14 protein-coding genes are annotated in these 17,245 nt (G+C 36.5%); 13 read left to right on the top strand and 1 reads right to left on the bottom strand.

From position 1 onward, the window contains the following. Nucleotides 1-49: 49 nt before the first annotated feature. The 9 genes from LQU94_RS01640 (at nucleotide 50) to ftsH (ending at nucleotide 7,949) form a co-directional block, all read left to right on the top strand. Nucleotides 50-1,147 carry a peptidylprolyl isomerase gene (locus LQU94_RS01640; protein ID WP_230634621.1) on the top strand — a complete coding sequence of 366 codons (1,098 nt, stop codon included), beginning with the start codon at nucleotides 50-52 and terminating at the stop codon, nucleotides 1,145-1,147. A gap of 136 nt (nucleotides 1,148-1,283) precedes the next feature. Beyond that, nucleotides 1,284-2,576, top strand: coding sequence for a MazG nucleotide pyrophosphohydrolase domain-containing protein (locus LQU94_RS01645; protein WP_230634623.1), 1,293 nt, complete (start codon nucleotides 1,284-1,286; stop codon nucleotides 2,574-2,576). Nucleotides 2,577-2,604: 28 nt separating this feature from the next. Then, a complete protein-coding gene (locus tag LQU94_RS01650) occupies nucleotides 2,605-2,883 on the top strand; it encodes an HU family DNA-binding protein (protein ID WP_230634625.1) in 279 nt (92 codons plus the stop codon). Nucleotides 2,884-2,937: 54 nt separating this feature from the next. Continuing rightward, nucleotides 2,938-3,177: an RNA-binding S4 domain-containing protein gene (locus tag LQU94_RS01655; protein WP_230634627.1), complete on the top strand. Its 240-nt coding sequence runs from the start codon at nucleotides 2,938-2,940 to the stop codon at nucleotides 3,175-3,177. A 58-nt stretch (nucleotides 3,178-3,235) separates the two neighbouring features. Then, on the top strand, nucleotides 3,236-3,541 hold the full coding sequence (locus LQU94_RS01660; RefSeq protein WP_230634629.1) for a septum formation initiator family protein: 306 nt from the start codon (nucleotides 3,236-3,238) through the stop codon (nucleotides 3,539-3,541). Between the two features lie 30 nt (nucleotides 3,542-3,571). Next, nucleotides 3,572-3,985, top strand: a complete 414-nt coding sequence (locus tag LQU94_RS01665) for a S1 RNA-binding domain-containing protein (protein WP_230634630.1) — start codon at nucleotides 3,572-3,574, stop codon at nucleotides 3,983-3,985. A gap of 49 nt (nucleotides 3,986-4,034) precedes the next feature. After that, nucleotides 4,035-5,354 carry a tRNA lysidine(34) synthetase TilS gene (gene tilS / locus LQU94_RS01670; RefSeq protein ID WP_230634632.1) on the top strand — a complete coding sequence of 440 codons (1,320 nt, stop codon included), beginning with the start codon at nucleotides 4,035-4,037 and terminating at the stop codon, nucleotides 5,352-5,354. Next, a complete protein-coding gene (gene hpt / locus LQU94_RS01675) occupies nucleotides 5,351-5,890 on the top strand; it encodes a hypoxanthine phosphoribosyltransferase (protein ID WP_230634634.1) in 540 nt (179 codons plus the stop codon). Before tilS ends, hpt begins: the two co-directional genes overlap by 4 nt. A gap of 130 nt (nucleotides 5,891-6,020) precedes the next feature. After that, nucleotides 6,021-7,949: an ATP-dependent zinc metalloprotease FtsH gene (gene ftsH, locus LQU94_RS01680; RefSeq protein WP_255702366.1), complete on the top strand. Its 1,929-nt coding sequence runs from the start codon at nucleotides 6,021-6,023 to the stop codon at nucleotides 7,947-7,949. Between the two features lie 29 nt (nucleotides 7,950-7,978). Here the strand turns inward: ftsH and LQU94_RS01685 are convergent, their stop codons facing one another. Next, a complete protein-coding gene (locus LQU94_RS01685; protein WP_230634636.1) occupies nucleotides 7,979-10,858 on the bottom strand; it encodes an insulinase family protein in 2,880 nt (959 codons plus the stop codon). A 109-nt stretch (nucleotides 10,859-10,967) separates the two neighbouring features. Between LQU94_RS01685 and LQU94_RS01690 the strand changes: the two genes are divergently transcribed. The 4 genes from LQU94_RS01690 to LQU94_RS01705 all read left to right on the top strand — a co-directional run bounded on the left by LQU94_RS01690 (nucleotide 10,968) and on the right by LQU94_RS01705 (nucleotide 17,143). After that, a complete protein-coding gene (locus LQU94_RS01690) occupies nucleotides 10,968-12,251 on the top strand; it encodes an NAD(P)H-dependent oxidoreductase (protein ID WP_230634638.1) in 1,284 nt (427 codons plus the stop codon). 44 nt (nucleotides 12,252-12,295) lie between these two features. Then, entirely contained in the window at nucleotides 12,296-12,706 is a 411-nt protein-coding gene (locus LQU94_RS01695) for an Rrf2 family transcriptional regulator (protein WP_230634640.1), read from the top strand. 238 nt (nucleotides 12,707-12,944) lie between these two features. After that, nucleotides 12,945-16,040, top strand: coding sequence for an isoleucine--tRNA ligase (gene ileS / locus LQU94_RS01700; protein ID WP_230634642.1), 3,096 nt, complete (start codon nucleotides 12,945-12,947; stop codon nucleotides 16,038-16,040). A 113-nt stretch (nucleotides 16,041-16,153) separates the two neighbouring features. After that, nucleotides 16,154-17,143: a 1-aminocyclopropane-1-carboxylate deaminase/D-cysteine desulfhydrase gene (locus tag LQU94_RS01705; RefSeq protein ID WP_230634644.1), complete on the top strand. Its 990-nt coding sequence runs from the start codon at nucleotides 16,154-16,156 to the stop codon at nucleotides 17,141-17,143. The last annotated feature ends 102 nt before the right edge of the window (nucleotides 17,144-17,245 follow it).

Consider the following 17,245-nt stretch of genomic DNA (forward strand, 5'->3'; position numbering starts at 1 on the left):
TTGTTATAATTATTAATGTATATAAGTATAAGACAGAAAGGACGTTTCAATGAATTTTAAGAAAAACATGAGCAAATTGGCTATTGGAGCCTTGGCTTTATCATTAATTTTGACAGGGTGTGGAAAAAAAGAGGGAGTAGCTGCTACTGTAAATGGTGTAGATATTCCTATGGAAGAGTATGTTGAAGAGTATAAAATTACGGCACAACAAGCAATGGCACAGTACGGAGAAGATTATTTAACACAACCAGCAATGGGAGAAGAAAATAAAACTGTTGCGGTTCAATTAAGAGAAAACATTTTGAAGAATTTGATTCAAATGGAAATCTTACGTCAAGATGCAGAAAAGTCCGATGTTGTTGTAACCGATGAAGAAGTAGAAGATTATATTAACCAAAACAAAGAGTTGTATGGTGGAGAAGAAGGATTTAAGAAAGCTTTAGAGGAACAAGGATTAACAGAAGATTATTATAAAACCTATACAAAACGTGGTTTGTTGATTCAAAAATATCCTCAAGCGAAAATGGAAGAAATGAAGCCAACAGAAGAAGAATTGAAGGCGGAATTTGATAAAGATCCAGAAACCTATGCAACTGTAACCGCTTCCCATATTTTAGTGGCAACAGAAGAAGAAGCAAAGGCAATTAAAGCAGAATTAGACGGTGGAGCTGATTTTGCTACTTTAGCCAAAGAAAAAAGTACAGACAAAGGTTCTGGAGCCAACGGAGGAGAATTGGGATCTTTCGGTAAGGGAGCCATGGTAAAAGAATTTGAAGACGCAGTATTTGGTATGGAAGTAGGAGAAATTTCTGATCCAGTACAAAGCCAATTCGGATTCCATATTATTAAATTAACCGATAAGAAAAGTGATTTTGAAGCGGTAAAAGAATCTATGTCACAAAAAATTGCACAAACCAAATTGACAGAATATGTTCAAAAATTGGAAAAAGATGCGAAAGTTAAGGAATATGTAGATCCAACGGAAGAGATTGAATTGCCAAAGGCAGAAGCAAAGACAGAAGCTCCTGCTGCAAACAATGAAGCAACCAACCAAGGAGCAGAAAATGCTCCAGCAAATGGAGGAAACAATGCAGAGGCAGCAAATGCCCCAGCAGAAAATGCAGCTCCTGAGACAGACGCTGAATAATTTACAAAGATACCGATTTTCTTCGGTATCTTTTTATTTTTTACAAATAATGGCTAAAAATAGGGGAAAATGTGGAAAATCGGTAGACAAAACCTTGTTTGTTTAGTAAAATACAATAGGTAAAAGGAGGAAGCTTATGGGAAAAATTCGAATTGTGGGCCTTGGTCCAATGGACGAAAAAGGATTGACCAAAGAGGCGATGGATGTCATTGAAAATGGATGTCCAAATTTTCTAAGAACAGAAAATCACAGCAGTGTTCGATATTTTCAAGAAAAGCAAATTCCTTATACAAGTTTTGATTCATTTTATGAAACAAAGGAAAGTTTTGATGAGATTTATTTTTCGATTGCCCAGTCCTTAATGGAAGAGACAAAGAAAAGTGATATCAATTATTTCGTGCCCGGGCATCCGTTAATTGCAGAAAAGACGGTTATTCATTTGATTGAGTCAGGTTGTGAGTATCAACTGATAAATGGAATGAGTTTTTTGGAGCCGATGTTGTCTGCCGTTGGGAAAGATCCTATTGATGGCTTAAAGTTAATCAACGGGGATGATTTTTCTGATTTGGATTTGGATATTCATACAGATACGATTGTTACACAGGTTTACAATCAACGGATTGCTACAGAGCTTAAAATCGCTATAGGGGATATGTATGGCGATGCTCATGAGTTGTATCTAATTTCCCATGCGGGGATTCAGGAAAAAGAAAAAGTACATAAAATTATGGCTTTTGAATTGGATCGAATGGGCGAATTGACTCATGAAACAAGTATCTATTTACCAAAGGTTGCGAAGAATCAAAAATATTCTTTGAAAGATCTTTTTGAGATAACTCGCCAATTACGTGGCGAAAATGGTTGTCCATGGGATCGGGTGCAAACCCATGAAAGTATTAAAGCCAACCTAATTGAAGAATCCTACGAAGCGTTATATGCCTTGGAAAAAGGGGATATGATGGAGTTTGAGGAAGAAATGGGAGATGTTTTGTTCCAAGTGGTCTTTCACAGTGAAATCGCTGGGGAAGAGGGAGACTTTACTTTCTCTGATGTAGTTTCTTCCATTTGCGAAAAGTTGATTCGCAGACATCCTCACGTATTTGGAGAGGGAAAAGCGGATTGGGAAGCCATTAAAATGGAAGAGAACAATCGCAGAACCATTGAAAGTCGTTTGGATCATCTAAAGGGATTGCCGGCGTTGATGCATGGACAAAAGGCTTTGAGAATTTTGAAAAGTGAAGGAAAATCTAGTAGCTATGCCCATTTTTCACAAGAAGAGTCTATTTTCTCAGACGAATTAACGGAAGAGAATTTAGGAAAAATTTTACTCTATTGGGTGGAAAAAGGGGAAGAGAAGGGTATAGATGCAGAGAGTGCCTTAAAGGAACTCCTTTTAAGGTTAGAAGAGGAAAACAAAGAATCTTGTTAGAAGACATTTATTTTTAGGAGGAATTATAATGAATAAATCTGAATTAATCGCAAGCATTGCAGAAAAGAGTAACTTAACAAAAAAAGATGCTGAAATGGCATTGAACGGTTTCTTAAGCTCTGTAGAAGAAGCTTTAGCAGCTGGTGAAAAAGTTCAATTGGTAGGTTTCGGTACTTTTGAAGTACGCGAAAGAAAAGCTAGAGAAGGTAGAAATCCTAGAAATCCTGAAGAAGTAATTAAGATTCCTGCTTCTAAAGCACCTGTTTTCCGTGCTGGTAAAGCATTAAAAGAAACAGTTAATAAATAAGGACTTAAGGGGCTCTTTTGAGAGCCCTATTTTTTATTTTAAGAAGGAGTTTTTGTGAGAATAGATAAATACTTAAAAAATGCAAGAATTATAAAACGCCGCACAGTGGCAAAGGAAGCTTGTGATGGCGGGCGTGTGTCAATCAATGGAAAAGTGGCCAAAGCAGGGGACGAAGTAAAAATTGATGATATTGTAGAGGTTACTTTTGGAAATCATCAAATAAAAATTCGAGTGTTGGATATTAAAGATAATGTTCAAAAAAAAGGGGCAGAAGATCTTTATGAAGAGATTTAGTTTGTTGTATTGCATTTCCTCTTCAATCGTGTAATACTTAAATGAAGAGGTGATTTTTTTGGTATGGAGAAGAAAAAATCTTTTAGGTGTTCGTATGTTACAAGGCTTGCTCCTAGTGGTTTTAATGGGGGGAATTGTAACAGTAGGAAATAGTTATATTGTTTCCCAACAAAAAATGGAAAAACTAGAAAACAACCGCAAAGAAATCGACACTTTATCAGCGGACATTAAGAACTTAAGGAAAGATATCGACAATAGCGAGTCCTATGAATTTACAGAACAAGTAGCTAGGGATGAATTTGGTATGGTGAAACCTTTAGAAGTTCTTTTTATTGATAAAAATAAAGAAGAATCGCGGGAATGATTTAATTTACTAGGAGGAGATACAGGCCCTATGGAATTAGAGGTTGGAAAAATTGTTGATGGTGTAGTCACTGGCTTGGCAAAGTTTGGTGCGTTTGTTCAAATCGATGAAAACACCAGTGGGTTGGTTCATATTTCAGAAGTTTCAAATGATTATATAAAAGAAGTTTCTGATGTTCTAAAAAAAGGGGATAAAGTGAAGGTAAAAGTCCTTTCCATTGATCCTTCAGGAAAAATTGGTTTGTCTATTAAACAAACGGAAGAAAAGAAAAAATCAGAGTATAAAAAATCAGTACCGCAAGCCGTTACCTTGTCAAAAGTGGTTCATAAAACAGAGAATACAAGTTTTGACGAGATGCTTTCGAAGTTTATGAAAGATAGCAACGAAAAAATAGAAAGTGCGAAGCAAAGGAAAAATGTTCGTCAAGGAAAAACAAAACGCTAGGGAATAAGACCAACGCCGCCAGTCGGCGTTTCTTTTTTGAGGATGACTTATGTTACCACTAGATATCTTAAAACTACATATAAAAGAAGGGCAAAAGGTTGTATTGGGATTGTCTGGAGGACCGGATTCCGTATATTTGTTTCATCTTTTAAGAGAGTTTCAAAAAGAACGGCCTTTTGTATTTCAGTGTGCCCATATTCACCATGGATTAAGGGAAGAGGCAGAGGAAGATATGAAATTTGTAATGGACCTCTGTCAAGAATATCAAGTGGATTTACGGGTGGAAAAATGGGACGTAAAGGCCTATGGAAAAGAGAAAAAACTTTCCACAGAAGAGGCTGGGCGAGAAATCCGCTACAGATTGTTTTACTCTCTAGCTGGTGAAGAAGGCTTAATTGTCCTAGGTCACCATAAGGATGATCAAGTGGAAACGGTTCTTATGCGAATCTTACGAGGTACAGGTCTCGAGGGACTGGGCGGAATGAAGATTTATGAGGAACAAAAATTGCGCCCTCTTTTAGGTATATATAAAAAAGAAATTTTGGAGACATTGGATAAGAAGAAAATTCCTTATTGTTTGGATCATACCAACGAGGAAAGTATTTACCAAAGAAATAAAATTCGTTTGGAATGGATTCCTAGGTTATTAGAAGAAAACCCCAATGGGAAAGAGGCTCTGGCTGAATTGGCCCGGCAGTCCTTAGAAGCGGAAAATTATTTGGATAAAGTAAGCGAAGAAAAATTTTCTATTTTTGGTAAAAAAATAGGAGAAGAATGGGCGTTTCCTATAGAGGAGCTTCTCTTAGAAGATCCAGCGATTCGTTCTCGTTTGATACGAAAGGCCATTTATAAAACCGCAGGGAATCTTCAAAATATATCCAGTCAACACATAAAAGATGTTGAAGATTTACTTCTTGGAAGTACAGGAAAAGAAATTCATCTTCCTCAAAATATTTTTGTTCGAAAAAGTTATAATAAAATCTTTTTTTCTTTAGGTCAGGGGAAAAAAGATTTTGAAGAAATACGAATAGAAGAAAATAAAGAATACCATGGGGGCCGGTTCCACTTTCAAAGGAAGAATTTTAATAAAGAGGAAACCTATCTTGGTCCGCATATTTTGTTAGGATCTGGAGAAGTGAAAATTCGGCCCCGCCGACCAGGAGACAAAATAAGAATTTTTTCTGGTCATAAAAAAGTAAAAGATTTATTTATTGATAAAAAGGTGGATCGGAATTTACGTGAGCTTTGGCCTTTGGTAGAATATGAAGGTGAGATTGTATGGATTCCTTATTTATATACACATCCTTTTATCGATGAATTTTATGATGATACGCCAGCGTTTGTATTGGAGTTACGGGAGGAATTATGAGAGACGATATTAATGAAATTTTAGTATCAGAAGAGCAAATTAAAGAGGCAGTGGTTCGTATTGGAAAACAAATTTCTACGGATTTTGCTGGGGAAGAATTAATTGTTATTGGGATTTTGAAAGGCGCCGTTGCTTTTATGGCGGACTTAATTCAAAAGATAGAGATTCCTATAGAGATTGACTTTATGGCGGTTTCTAGTTATGGGATGGGAACCACTTCTACAGGAGAGGTCCGCATTCTAAAAGATTTGGATATAAGTGTAGAAAATCGTAATGTACTAATTGTAGAAGATATTATTGATACGGGAATTACTTTAAGTTATTTGACAAAAGTGATGGAATCTCGTGGGGCAAAAACGGTTTCAATTGCAACTCTTTTGACGAAACCAGAACGTAGAGAACGACACGTTCCCATTGATTATTACGGATACGAAGTAGAAGACAAATTTGTAGTTGGATATGGAATTGATTACGCAGAAAAATATAGAAACTTGCCCTTTGTAGGTGTTTTGAAACCAGAAGTTTATGAGAAATAAAAGGTCTTCTAGGGAAACCTAGAAGATTTTTTACTAAAAATAAAATTGGTTCATAGTTTCAAAATTCCTAGTCAATCCAATTTCCCCTTATGGTATAATAAAGAGGATAACCTTAAAGGAGGTAGATATATTGAATAGAAGATGGGGAGGGGTTGCCTTTTATTTGGCTTTGTTGCTTATGCTCCTAGCTGGAATGGCATTTTTTCGCCCCTCATCGCAAGCTGTGGAAGAAATTTCCTACACAGCTTTTATAGAACAAATTGAAAATAAAAATGTTTCTAAGATCGACTTAAAAGGATCTCAAGCAACCGTTACCTTAAAAGATGAAACCGTTGAAAAAGTAAATATCCCTGCAATGGCACAGGATGGTTTGTATGAGAATCATTTAAGAGAAAGCGTTGAAAACGGAGAAATTTCTTTAACAGGACATCCAGAGTCCAATACAAGTTCATCTATGGCGAGCTTTATCCCTTCTTTGATTATGTTCGGTCTTTTGGGCTTTATGCTATTAACCTTTATCCGAAACACCCAAGGATCGGGCGGAAAAATGATGAGTTTTGGAAAGAGCAAAGCTCGTCTAATAAAGGAAGAAGACGGAGAAGTTGTCAGTTTCAAAGACGTGGCTGGATTGGAAGAAGAGAAGGAAGAGCTTTCAGAGATTGTTGAATTTTTGAAAAATCCTAGAAAATTCATTCAAATGGGTGCGAGAATTCCCAAAGGGGTTTTATTGGTAGGACCTCCAGGAACTGGGAAGACCTATTTATCAAAATCGGTAGCTGGAGAGGCCAAAGTTCCCTTTTATATTATGAGTGGTTCTGATTTTGTGGAAATGTATGTAGGTGTAGGAGCAAGTCGTGTAAGAGATTTATTTGAAACGGCAAAGAAAAATGCACCTTGTATTATTTTTATTGACGAAATTGATGCTGTTGGTCGTCGTAGAGGCGCCGGTGTCGGTGGAGGCCATGATGAAAGAGAACAAACCCTAAACCAATTGTTGGTAGAGATGGATGGATTTGGAACCAATGAAGGTGTCATTGTAATGGCAGCAACCAACCGTGCGGATATTTTGGACCCAGCTATTTTGCGTCCAGGTCGTTTTGACCGTACTGTATATGTTGGGTTGCCAGATGTTCGAGCGAGAGAGGAAATTTTGAAAGTTCATTCTCGTAAGAAGCCTTTGGCCAAAGGGGTAGATTTGAAAGTTACGGCAAAAAGAACGCCAGGATTTACTCCAGCGGATTTGGAGAATTTAATGAACGAGGCAGCTTTGTTGGCAGCTCGTAGAAATATGAAAAAAATTGAGACAGAAGATTTGGAAGAGGCAAGTATTAAAGTACAAGCAGGTCCTGCGAAAAAATCTTCCGTAGTAAGCGAGAAGGAACGCAAACTTACCGCTGTTCATGAAGCGGGGCATGCCATTGTTGGTCGACTTTTACCAAATCATGATCCCGTTCATATGATTACGATTATCCCTCGCGGTCGTGCCGGTGGATTTACGGCTTATCTTCCAGAAGATGATGTGTTCCACTACACAACCAAAGGAGAAATGAAAAATCAATTGGTAAGCCTTTTGGGTGGACGTGTGGCAGAAAGTTTGGTTTTGGATGATATTTCTACAGGGGCGTCTAACGATATTGAAAGAGTAACAAAAATTGCTCGAGATATGGTTACCAAATATGGTATGAGCGAAAAAATTGGGACTTTGACCTATGGTAGCGATGAAGAAGCTGTATTTATGGGAAAAGATTTTGGAAGTTCCCGTGAATATTCAGAAGAAATCGCTTCAGAAATTGATGCAGAAATGCGCCAAATTGTAAACGAAGCCTATACCAAAGCAGAAACTTTGATTCGCGACAATATGGATACTCTTTTGCGAGTAGCTGATGCTTTATTGGAAAAGGAAACTTTAACAGGAAAAGAATTTGAAATATTGTTTACTGGAGAAGAACTTCCAAAAGATGAAGATAGCAAAGACGAACATATTGAGGAAGAAGATTTATCCGAAGAAGCAAAAGAAATTGTAAAGAATGAAACAGAAGATAAGAAAATAGAAGAATAAAAAAACACTGGCTTAGCCAGTGTTTTTTCTTATCGTTTTAGAGGAATCAAATGTTCAAAGAATTCCGAGTGTTCTTTTATTTTTTCTTCATTACCAATGACACAAAGATAATTTTTTTCCATCGCTTTGCGAAGAGTAGGAGCGTAACTTTTAAGATTCTCTAAGGTCACATTCATAGCTTCTTCTTTCCATTTCAAAATATCTTTGTTTTCCACTTGATTCAAATATCTTTTGAAATCTAAAAATCCCAAAGAATGTGGTGGCATATGAGGATCAAAGGAATTCATAGTACCAATGATTAAGTTGGTTAAATCTTTTTCTGTAAGTTCTAGATTTTCTAGATATTCCGCAATTCCATCATAAACCAATAAAGTGTTTTCTAAATTTGGGTCTCTATAGGAATAAGTGGTCATCAATCCCCCTCTGCCAAAACGAACGCCGGCACCATAAGCACCGCCTTTGGCTCGTATGTTATTGTGAAGATATTTATTGCTTAAGAGATTTCCTAAAACGACAAATTCTCCACTATAGGATTGGTCCAATAGAGCCAAATTGTATCCCTTGGAAACGTAATTCACCTGAGAAGAGGACAAGAAACCTTCGTTTCTTGGTGCAACTTCAAAAGGAATAGCGGCCTCTTCTAAGTCAAAAGTTGGAAGGGCATGGATGAATTTTTCAAATTCTTCTAAGGAGTATTCGATTAAATCTTCTTCTCCTACAATATTAAAAACTAAGTTGTTTTGTAAGAAGATTTTCTCTTTAATGGAATTTACTTTTTCTTGGAATACTTCCATGGAGAAATTTTCAATGAGATCAGAAACAACAAAATAAAGTTCCAATCCATTGATCATTTCATCTACATAAGAACCTTTGTGGAAATAAGATTTTAAGCGAGCACTAGAAATCGTATGGCCAGACTGTAAAATAGAGGATTCTAAGTCGGCTTTTGTAGCAAACAAAATCTCGCGAACTCGTTTTTCATCCTCAAATTCTGTACTCTCAAAAATTTCCTTTACAATAGAAAAAGCTTGAGGAATGGTTTCTTTTAAGGTGGTGAATCGAACCATCATATAAGGGGTGAAAACATTCGGATTTTTATGGGTCTCTACAGGAGTTTCAAAAGAAATTCCCCCAGTATTTAGATAAATTTCTTGGTTTAATTCCGTAAGAGATTTCTCCTTTGTAGCAATTCGACCGTAAAAATCACTAAGGATGGAAATCCATTGCAATTCTTCTAGATCGAAATGTTTCAAAGAAAAAGCGAGATTGTAATAGAGAATTCCATTGGTTGGTTGAGGGTTAAGGGTTCCCTTTGCCTGATTCAATGCAACAAGTTTTCGAGGAATTTCAGTAATTTCTTTGGAAATATCTTCTCTTTCTAAAGAGGGGATGGTTGCCTTTGCCTCCGGAGAGTCTTCTGTATTTTGGAAAATAAGAAGAGCTTCTTGTTGCTGTTGAATGGCTTCTAATTCTTCCTCTGAAAGAGAGTTTTTCCGTTTTTGAAGAGCGGTTTTTATCTCCTCTTCAACTTTCGTTTGTTTATTGATTTCAGGGGCAATAAAAGCCAATGTTTTATTCTTCGTATCGATAAAAAATTCTTTCAACTTCCTTTCAAAGAAATCCGTTTCAATTCCTTCTCTCATCTCTTTTAGATATTTGGAGGTTTGAAGGGCCTCAATAGGATTTCCTCCATATAGCCAAAGATTTAGGGAGCCAATGTAGGCGATTAAATCCCTATGGCTTCCACCGCCTTGGCGAACGGAATATTCAAACTTATTTAGTGTGGCCAAAAGGTCTTTTTTATCGAATCCGTCTTCTAAAATATCTTGGAAGGTTTTCTCAATAATTTTTTGGAAGTTTTCGTATAGATTTTTTGGGGCATGGTAAGAAATAATGGAAAAATCTAAAGTGTTTCCAGCAGAAGTTTCCACATAAACATCTTCTCCAATACCAGCATGTAACAAATTTTTCTTTAAAATCCCATCATCAGAACCAACCAGTAATTCAGAGAAGAAGGAACGGAGGAGTAAATCCATGGGAGAAGGATTTTCTTTAATGTTCCAAGATAGGGCAAAATAATTTTTATTTTCTCCAAATTCTTCTTGGCTGATAGAATAGGTGTCTTTGTATTCGTGGATTTCTGTATATGGTTCGTGAGAAATGATGTCAGAAATCGGTTTTAAATAAGAAAAATGAGAAAGATATTCTTCGTGGAGATAATTCAATCGTTCTTCCAAATCCAAATCACCAGCCAATAAGATATAAGAATTGGAAGGATGATAATATTTTTTATGGAAATCTAAGAAATTCTCATAGGTTAAATTCGGAATGTATTGAGGATTTCCTCCGGAATCATGGTGATAGGTTCCAGCTGGGTGTAAGTTTTCGCGGATGATGTCAGAAACTTGGTTACTTGGGTCGGAATAAACCCCCTTCATTTCGTTGTAAACAACACCATTATAGATAAGCTCTCCCTGTTGAATTTCCTCGTGCCATCCTTCTTGTAGGAAAATCTCTTTGATTTCTTTCATACGAGGATAAAAAACCGAATCCAAATACAAATCCATAAGTTGCTTAAAATCTTTATCATTTCTAGAACTAATGGGATAGATGGTCTTGTCTGGATAGGTCATGGCGTTTAGAAAAGTTTGCATACTTGTAGCGACCATATCCATAAAAGGTTCTTTTGTATGATATTTTCTTGAGCCAGACAAAGTGGAGTGTTCAACAATATGAGCAATCCCCGTTGAATCAGTAGGGGGCGTCTTAAACCCGATGGAAAAAGTTTTATTATGGTTTTTATTATCAATCCAAAGAATTTGCGCCTTGGTTTCCTCATGGAGATAAAGGGAAACTTCTGCTTGCAAATCTTGGACGTATTCTTTTTGCAGTAATTTATAGTCTTTCATATCTGCCTCCTTATCTTTTACTATTATACCACAGTAAATCCTAGCTCTAACATAGGATTCGTTGTTCAAAAATACAGATTGTGCTATAATTCAAAAGGTGGAGGTTAATATGAATAGATTACATAGAGATATAAAAAAAAGAGGAAATATTTCCATAGGAATTATTGGATCTGGTCTAATGGGACGAGGTCTTTTGGCTCAATTAAAAAAAATAGAAGGAATGGACGTTGTCTTTATGTCCTCCCGTACTCTGAAAACACTAGAAGATTCTTTTTGCGAAGTGTATGAAAAGGATAGAGCTTGTGTTACAAGAGATTTAGAAGAAGCAAAAAAAGGAATAGCTCAAAAGAAAACCGTATTAACCGATTGCAATCATTTTGTGTGGCAAATTCCTGAAATTGACGTAGTTGTAGACTGTACAGGAAATACAGCAGCAGGAGCTGAAATCAATTATTACAGCTTAAAAAATAAAAAACATGTTGTAACCTTAAATGTAGAATGCGATGTTCTTCTAGGACCTCTATTTCAAAAGTTGGCAGAAGAAAATCATGTTTGTTATACAGGAACCGCAGGAGATGAACCAGGATCCATTATGGAACTTGTAGATTTTGCCGAATTTTTAGGATTTGAGGTTCTAGTCGCGGGAAAAGGAAAAAATAATCCTTTGGATCGCACAGCAACTCCAGAATCCTTAAAGGAAAAGGCCGCAGAAAAAGGAGTAAGTCCACGCATGTTGACCTCTTTTGTAGATGCGACCAATACTATGATTGAGTTAAATGCCGTAGCCAATGCCACAGGCCTTGTACCAGACGTAGTAGGATGCCATGGAATAAAATCTTCTCGAGAAACTATACTGGAAGAGTTGAAATTGAAAGAAAATGGTGGTAAACTTACGAAGTATAAGGTTTTGGAATACGTTCAAGGTATTGCTCCTGGGGTATTTGTTATGGTACACTCAGATGTTCCTATTATCCAAGAAGAAATGAAATATCTAAGTATGGGGGATGGACCCAATTACATATTCTATCGCCCTTATCACTTAACCAACTTAGAAACTCCCATTTCCATTGCAAAAGCTGTTTTATATAAAGAGGCAACCATTGTTCCTGAAAAAGGATTTGTTGCACACACCGTTGCTACGGCAAAGAGAGATATAAAAAAGGGAGAATCTATTTCGGGGATTGGATCCAAAGATACCTTTGGACAGTTAGAAGTTGCTCAAGATTCTCAAAAAAAGGGGCATCTTCCCATTGGACTAATTGAAGGAGAATGTTTTGCATTAAATGATATACCAAAGGGTAGTATTATTAAAATGCAGGATGTAACTTTAGATGAGAACTTGCTATTGACCAAATTGTTTACAGAAAATTTTGGGGAGCTTTTTCATTCTTAAAAGTTTCTTAATTTTTGTTGACAATAAATAAAGGAGAGGATAGAATGAGACTTACGCAAGAGATTGATTACTCATTTCGCATTGTGTCTTTTTTGGCACAGAACGAAGATAAAGTTCTAGGGGCCCCTCTCATTTCAGAGAAATTAAAAGTTCCTGAAAGATTTACTTTAAGAATTTTAAGGAAACTTAATTTGGCTGGAATTACCGGAGCGAAACGGGGAGCTTATGGGGGCTACTATTTGAAAGAAGCAAAAGAAAATATAAATCTTTACGATATTATATTGGCTGTAAATGGTCCAATAGAAATCAATCGTTGCTTGCATTCAGAAGATCCGTTTTGTAGTCGAAATCAACCAGAGCAGTATGGGAGTTGTCGATTCCATACTAAATTAGAGGGTCTTCAAGATACAATTATCAATGCATTTAAGGATTCGAAAATTACGGATTTTATTTAATAGAAAACAATAAAGAGAACAAGATAAAAAGTCCATTTCTTTAGCGAGGCACAGTGGGTGGAAGGTGTCGTTATACTTTTTTTCGCATCAGCTCTTTGACTGTGTCGCAAGACCGTTGCCCGCGTTAAGGGATTCGAGATAGCTGAAATTTTTAGCTATGAAGTAGGGTGGTACCACGGTAAACTCGTCCCTTCGTCTTTTGACGAAGGGGCGTTTTTTTATAGGAAGGAGAATGTATATGAGTAAATTTCAAGTATTGTCACCGCAACCGGTGAACGAAAGAGAAGAATCTCTGGTACAGTTTTGGGATCAAATGGATCTTTTGAAACGTTCCGTAGAAGTTCGAAACGAGGCAGAAAATTTTGTGTTCTACGAAGGACCTCCAACTGCCAACGGAAAACCAGGTATTCATCATGTAATGTCACGTACATTGAAAGACTTAACTTGCCGCTATAAAACCATGCAAGGTTATAAAGTGCAAAGAAAAGCTGGATGGGATACTCATGGATTGCCTGTAGAAATCGAAATTGAAAAGAAATTGGGTCTTCAAAATAAACAAGATATCGAAAAATACGGCATTGAAGAATTTAATAAAAAGTGTAGAGAATCTGTATTTGAATACGAAAGCCTATGGCGAAAAATGACAGCTCGCATGGGATACTTAATCGATATGGATGATCCATACATTACTTTAGATAATGACTATATTGAATCCATTTGGTGGATTTTGAATAAAATGTTTGAAGATGGTTTGTTGTATGAAGGACAAAAAATTCTTCCTTACTGTCCACGTTGTGGAACGGGTCTTGCTTCTCACGAAGTAGCTCAAGGTTATGAAGAAGTAAAAACTCCAACCATCGTTATGAAATTCAAAGCCAAAGATGAAGATGCGTATTTCTTAGCTTGGACAACGACTCCATGGACAGTTCCTTCTAATGTAGCATTAGCCGTTCATCCTTCCGTAGATTATGTAAAGGTAAAACATTCTGATGGAAATGTATATTATCTGGCAGAAAAATTAGCAGGAAAAATCCTGAAGGAAGGGTACGAAGTATTGGAAACCATGAAGGGATCCAATCTTGAACATAGAGAATACGAACAAATTCTTCCTTTTGTTGAAGTAGATAAAAAAGCCTTCTATATTGTATTGGCAGATTATGTAACAACTGAAGATGGTACAGGAATCGTCCATACGGCTCCAGCATTTGGGGAAGATGATTATCAAACAGGACGTAGATATGACTTGCCATTGGTAAAACCAGTAGATGAAGATGGTAAATTTACCGACACCATTTGGAAAGGTGAATTCGTTCATGATGTGAATGAAACCATCATTGACTACATGAAAGAAAAGGATTTGGTATTCTCAAAAGAAACCATTCTTCACAACTATCCACATTGCTGGCGTTGTAGAACTCCTTTGGTATATTATGCTCATCCATCTTGGTATATTGAAGTTACAAAATTCAAAGACAAATTAGTAGAAAATAACAATAAAGTAAATTGGTATCCAAGTTTCGTAGGAGAAAAACGCTTTGGAAACTGGTTAGAAAATCTAAACGACTGGGCGATTTCTCGTTCTCGTTATTGGGGAACTCCCTTAAATATCTGGCGTTGTAAAGATTGTGGAAAAGTGAAGAGTATTGGAAGCCGTGCAGAATTGGCGGAACTTGCTATAGAAGATATTACAGATGATATCGAATTGCACAGACCATATGTAGATGATGTTCACATTCCATGTGAATGTGGATCGACTATGAGAAGAGAGCCAGATGTAATTGACGTTTGGTTTGACTCTGGTGCTATGCCATTTGCTCAATGGCACTATCCATTTGAACACAAAGAAGATTTCGACCAACGATTCCCAGCGGACTTTATCAATGAAGGAATCGACCAAACTCGTGGATGGTTCTACTCTCTATTGGCCATCGCCACTTATGTAATGGGAGAAAGTCCATATAAAAACGTATTGGTAAATGACTTAATCCTTGATAAAGACGGTAAAAAAATGAGTAAGAGCCGTGGAAATACAGTCAATCCAGAAGAATTATTCAAAATCTATGGTGCCGATGCGGTACGTTGGTATTTAATGTATGTATCTCCACCATGGAATCCAACAAAATTTGATGAAGATGGATTAAGAGAAGTACAAAGTAAATTCTTCCGCTCTTTACGAAACATCCACAACTTCTTCACCATGTATGCCAATATCAATGGAGTGGATCCAAGAGAATATTCTTATGATGATGTAGAAATGGAAGAAATCGATAATTGGTTATTAAGCCGTTTCAACAACTTGCTAAAATCTGTTCACGATGATATGGAAGTATACGAATTGACTCGTGCTGTAAGAACCATTCAAGATTTTGTTGTAGAAGATTTCTCCAATTGGTACATTCGTAGAAACCGCCGTCGTTTCTGGGAAGAAGAACCTTCTAAGAACCAAATGGCCGTTTACAAAACAACCTACGATGTACTACTAGGAATCGCTCATATTATCGCTCCAATCGCTCCATTTATTGCAGAAGAATTCTACCAAACTTTGGTAGGGGGAGAAAGTATCCATCTTTGCGATTATCCAAAAGCGGATAAATCTTTGATTCAACCAGAATTGGAAGAAAAAATGGAATTGGTACGTAACTTGGTAACATTGGGCCGTTCTAGTCGTGAAAATGCAAAAATCAAAGTACGTCAACCATTGTCTGAAGTTGTATTGGACGGAAAATACAAAGAAACCATAGGAGATTTGGAGGAATTAATCAAAGAAGAATTAAACGTAAAAACCGTTGAATTTAGAGATGATTTGTCTGAGTTTATGAACTATAGATTAAAACCAAATTTCCGAGTAGTAGGATCTCTTCTTGGTCCAAAAATCAAAGATTTCACTAAAGAGTTAAATGAAAGACCAGGAGAAATCTATAAAGCATTACAAGAAAAAGGCGAAATGACTCTTTCTTTAGGTGGAGAAGAAGTAACCATTAAAGAAGATTATGTTTTGGTAAATACAGAAGCAAAAGAAGGTTTTGATGTTTCTATGGAAAACAATCTTTTCGTTATTCTAGACACCAATTTAACAGAAGATTTATTGGACGAAGGATTTGCAAGAGAATTTGTTTCCAAAGTGCAACAACTTCGTAAATCCAATGACTTCGAAATCTTGGATCATATTTCCATCGCATACGATACAGATGACCGTGTAAATAAGGCTTTGGAAGTTTACAAAGATATGATTATGGAAGACACATTGGCTGATTCCTTCGAAAGAAAATCTCTTGAGGGAGAAACCACTCCATTAAATGATCATGAGATTATTATAGAGGTTAAAAAATTATAAGTTTTGTAGTAAAATAGAATAGAACAATTAGAAGATATGTTTCTCTCTAAATAGGGAGAAACATATTTCTGTGAAAAGAGATTTTATTTGAATCACGAATGAGAGGGAGTTTCATGCTAAAGAAATTAAAAATGGCCAATACGCCAACGCCAATTGAAAAAATTCAATTGGTTGATGCCGATTTGCCAGCCAACTTATATGTTAAACGAGATGATTTGACAGGAATTGGATTAACGGGAAATAAAGTACGTAAATTGGAGTATTTAATGAAAAAAGCTTTGGATGAAGGAGTTACAGATGTTGTAACTTGTGGATCCATTCAAAGTAACCATTGTCGCGCTACTTCTTTGGCTTGTGCCAAATTGGGATTAAAAGCCAATTTATTATTGGCAGGAGACGAGAATGAACCAAAAGAATCCAACAACTTTTTAGATTACGTATCAGGGGCGACCCAACGTTACATTAGCCGCTATGATTTCGACCACAATCGCACAGAATTAATGGAAGAATGGGCAAAAGAAATTGAATCCAAAGAAGGACATAAAACAACCATTTGGCCAGAAGGAGCTTCTTGTGCCGTAGGTAGTTTCGGTTATGTAGATTGCTACGAAGAAATTTTAGAACAAGAAGAAAAAATGGGCGTGGAATTTGATACCATTGTTGTAACAACAGGGAGTGCAGGTAGTTTTGCTGGTCTGATTTATGCCAATAAAAAATTTGGAAAAGATAAGGACATTGTTGGAATTACCATTTCTTATCCTGCTCAAAGAACCATCAATGAATTGGTTCCTCCTATTTTGGAAGAAATGAAAGAATACGATGAAACGGATTTGGAATTTACAACAGATGACATCCATGTAATTGATGGATACCAAGGGTTAGGCTATGCAAAAAACACCATGGAAGAATTGGAATTTATGAGAGATTTCATTTCCCAAACGGGTATTATTATTGATCCTGTTTATACAGGAAAGACGATGTATGCGATTTTCAATGAATTGATGAATGGAAATTGGGCAGATAAAAAGAATGTACTGTTCTTGCATACAGGTGGTGCTTTTGGTTGGACGCGAGAAAAAATCGATCAATTGCAAGGAAAATAATATATGGACAAAAGGAAAATGCACAGGCAAAAGCTTGTGCATTTTTTTTGTGAAAGGAACCGCAGAAAAAGAAAAGACAGTTTCACTGGATTATGATATAAT

Source organism: Peptoniphilus sp. KCTC 25270, from assembly GCF_021012875.1.
In the GTDB taxonomy this organism is placed as follows: Bacteria; Bacillota; Clostridia; order Tissierellales; family Peptoniphilaceae; genus JAJMZJ01.

What these genes read in the sequence shown, in the direction of transcription:
- LQU94_RS01640 (WP_230634621.1), top strand. Translation starts at nt 50, where the DNA reads ATGAATTTTAAGAAAAACATGAGCAAATTGGCTATTGGAGCCTTGGCT.
- LQU94_RS01645 (WP_230634623.1), top strand. Translation starts at nt 1,284, where the DNA reads ATGGGAAAAATTCGAATTGTGGGCCTTGGTCCAATGGACGAAAAAGGA.
- LQU94_RS01650 (WP_230634625.1), top strand. Translation starts at nt 2,605, where the DNA reads ATGAATAAATCTGAATTAATCGCAAGCATTGCAGAAAAGAGTAACTTA.
- LQU94_RS01665 (WP_230634630.1), top strand. Translation starts at nt 3,572, where the DNA reads ATGGAATTAGAGGTTGGAAAAATTGTTGATGGTGTAGTCACTGGCTTG.
- tilS (WP_230634632.1), top strand. Translation starts at nt 4,035, where the DNA reads ATGTTACCACTAGATATCTTAAAACTACATATAAAAGAAGGGCAAAAG.
- hpt (WP_230634634.1), top strand. Translation starts at nt 5,351, where the DNA reads ATGAGAGACGATATTAATGAAATTTTAGTATCAGAAGAGCAAATTAAA.
- LQU94_RS01685 (WP_230634636.1), bottom strand. Translation starts at nt 10,858, where the DNA reads ATGAAAGACTATAAATTACTGCAAAAAGAATACGTCCAAGATTTGCAA.
- LQU94_RS01690 (WP_230634638.1), top strand. Translation starts at nt 10,968, where the DNA reads ATGAATAGATTACATAGAGATATAAAAAAAAGAGGAAATATTTCCATA.
- LQU94_RS01695 (WP_230634640.1), top strand. Translation starts at nt 12,296, where the DNA reads ATGAGACTTACGCAAGAGATTGATTACTCATTTCGCATTGTGTCTTTT.
- ileS (WP_230634642.1), top strand. Translation starts at nt 12,945, where the DNA reads ATGAGTAAATTTCAAGTATTGTCACCGCAACCGGTGAACGAAAGAGAA.
- LQU94_RS01705 (WP_230634644.1), top strand. Translation starts at nt 16,154, where the DNA reads ATGCTAAAGAAATTAAAAATGGCCAATACGCCAACGCCAATTGAAAAA.